Consider the following 1882-nt stretch of genomic DNA (forward strand, 5'->3'; position numbering starts at 1 on the left):
AACCGGCCGAAAAAGGCGAGAGGCACCCACCGCATCAGCCCGCGTTGGTAGAGCCGGACTCTGCCCGGCTGCTCTCCTCCCAGCAAGCGACCCACTGTCTGGCGGGGGACGGCTGGGCACAGGCAGGACCGTTGGGCCGCATGGATGCGGACCACGAGCCCCCAGGGACGGGTTTACGGCGTGTCCTGCCTGTGCCCAGCCGTCCCACGTGCGCGCTGACAGTAGCGTCGCCATACACCCCCGTCGGTTGTGAAACACCGCCCCGCACACTACGATCCCATGCGTTCCGCGCAGCCGCCCCGGTGGCGCGCACCGCCCCTTTTCATCGCGCAGGCCCGGCCTGCGCCAGTCCAAACGAGGTTTCCATGGTCATCAAACCGCGTGTGCGCGGCTTCATCTGCGTCACCACCCATCCCGTCGGCTGCGATGCGGCCGTCAAGCAGCAGATCGAGTACATCCAGTCCAAGCCGAAGATCGCCAACGGCCCCAAGAAGGTGCTGGTGCTCGGCGCCTCCACCGGTTACGGCCTGGCCGCGCGCATCACCGCCGCCTTCGGCAGCGATGCCGCCACGCTGGGCGTGTTCTTCGAGCGTCCGGGCACCGAAACCAAGCCCGGCACCGCCGGCTGGTACAACACCGCCGCCTTCCACAAGTACGCCGGGCAGGCCGGCCTGTACGCCAAGAGCGTCAACGGCGATGCCTTCTCCGATGAAGTGAAGGCCAAGGTCATCGAACTGATCAAGCAGGACCTGGGCCAGGTCGACCAGGTGGTGTACAGCCTGGCCGCGCCGCGCCGCAAGCATCCCAAGACCGGCGAGATCATCAGCTCCACGCTCAAGCCGATCGGCGCGCCGATCACCCTGCGCGGCCTGGACACCGACAAGGAAGTGATCACCCAGACCACCATTGAACCGGCGACCCCGGAAGAAGTGGCCGGCACGGTTGCGGTGATGGGCGGCGAAGACTGGCAGATGTGGATCGACGCGCTGCTGGAAGCAGGCGTGCTGGCCGACGGCGCCACCACCACCGCCTTCACCTATGTGGGCGAAGAGATCACCCAGGCCATCTACTGGAACGGCTCGATCGGCGCGGCCAAGAAGGACCTGGACAACAAGGTGCTGGGCCTGCGCGAGAAGCTGCAGGCGATCGGCGGCGATGCGCGCGTGTCGGTACTCAAGGCCGTGGTCACCCAGGCCAGCTCGGCCATCCCGACCATGCCGCTGTACCTGTCGCTGCTGTTCAAGGTGATGAAGGAAAAGGGCACCCACGAAGGCTGCATCGAACAGCTCGATACGCTGTACGACATCGTCTACGGCGGCAAGGCCACCGGCACCGCAACCGAGCGCCTGCGCCATGAACTCACCGACGGCGACCGCCAGGTGGAACTGATCGACGACGCCGGCCGCCTGCGTGCTGACTACAAGGAAATGGCACCGGACGTGCAGGGCGAAGTGGTGGCCCTGTGGCCGCAGGTGACCAACGAGAACCTGTACGAGATCAGCGACCTGACCGGCTACAAGGCCGACTTCCTGCGCCTGTTCGGGTTCGGCGTGGACGGCGTGGATTACGACGCCGACGTGGCCACCGATGTGCAGATCCCGAACCTGGTCGACATGGCCTGAGCCGGGGCGCCCCATCAGGGGCACGCCTGACGTGCACTGCGAACGCCGGGATTACCCGGCGTTTGTCGTTTCTGCCTGCGGCGGTTGCCCGCGTGCCGTCAGCACCAGCGCCAAGGCCAGCGCGGCGCCGGCACAGACCGCCGACGACCACAGCATGGCGGTCAGCCCCGGCCCGTCCATCAGCTGGCCGCCGCTCCATGAGCCCAGCGCGATGCCCACGTTGAACACGCCGACATACAACGCGCTGGCCATTTCAACCG

The 1882-nt window shown here is 67.0% G+C and carries 1 protein-coding gene and 1 pseudogene; one reads left to right on the top strand and one right to left on the bottom strand.

The window, feature by feature from the left end; translation table 11 throughout:
- The first annotated feature begins 365 nt into the window (after positions 1-365).
- The gene (gene fabV / locus DBR34_RS10520) at positions 366-1622 is read left to right on the top strand and encodes an enoyl-ACP reductase FabV (protein ID WP_128096754.1); all 1257 of its coding nucleotides are present in this window, start codon (positions 366-368) and stop codon (positions 1620-1622) included.
- A gap of 51 nt (positions 1623-1673) precedes the next feature.
- Here fabV and DBR34_RS10525 read toward each other — a convergent pair.
- Positions 1674-1882 (bottom strand): annotated as a pseudogene (locus tag DBR34_RS10525) (MFS transporter); the annotation flags it as partial.

This window comes from Stenotrophomonas sp. HMWF003, from assembly GCF_003061285.1.
GTDB classification, from domain to species: Bacteria; Pseudomonadota; Gammaproteobacteria; order Xanthomonadales; family Xanthomonadaceae; genus Stenotrophomonas; species Stenotrophomonas maltophilia_AP.

What these genes read in the sequence shown, in the direction of transcription:
- fabV (WP_128096754.1), top strand. Translation starts at nt 366, where the DNA reads ATGGTCATCAAACCGCGTGTGCGCGGCTTCATCTGCGTCACCACCCAT.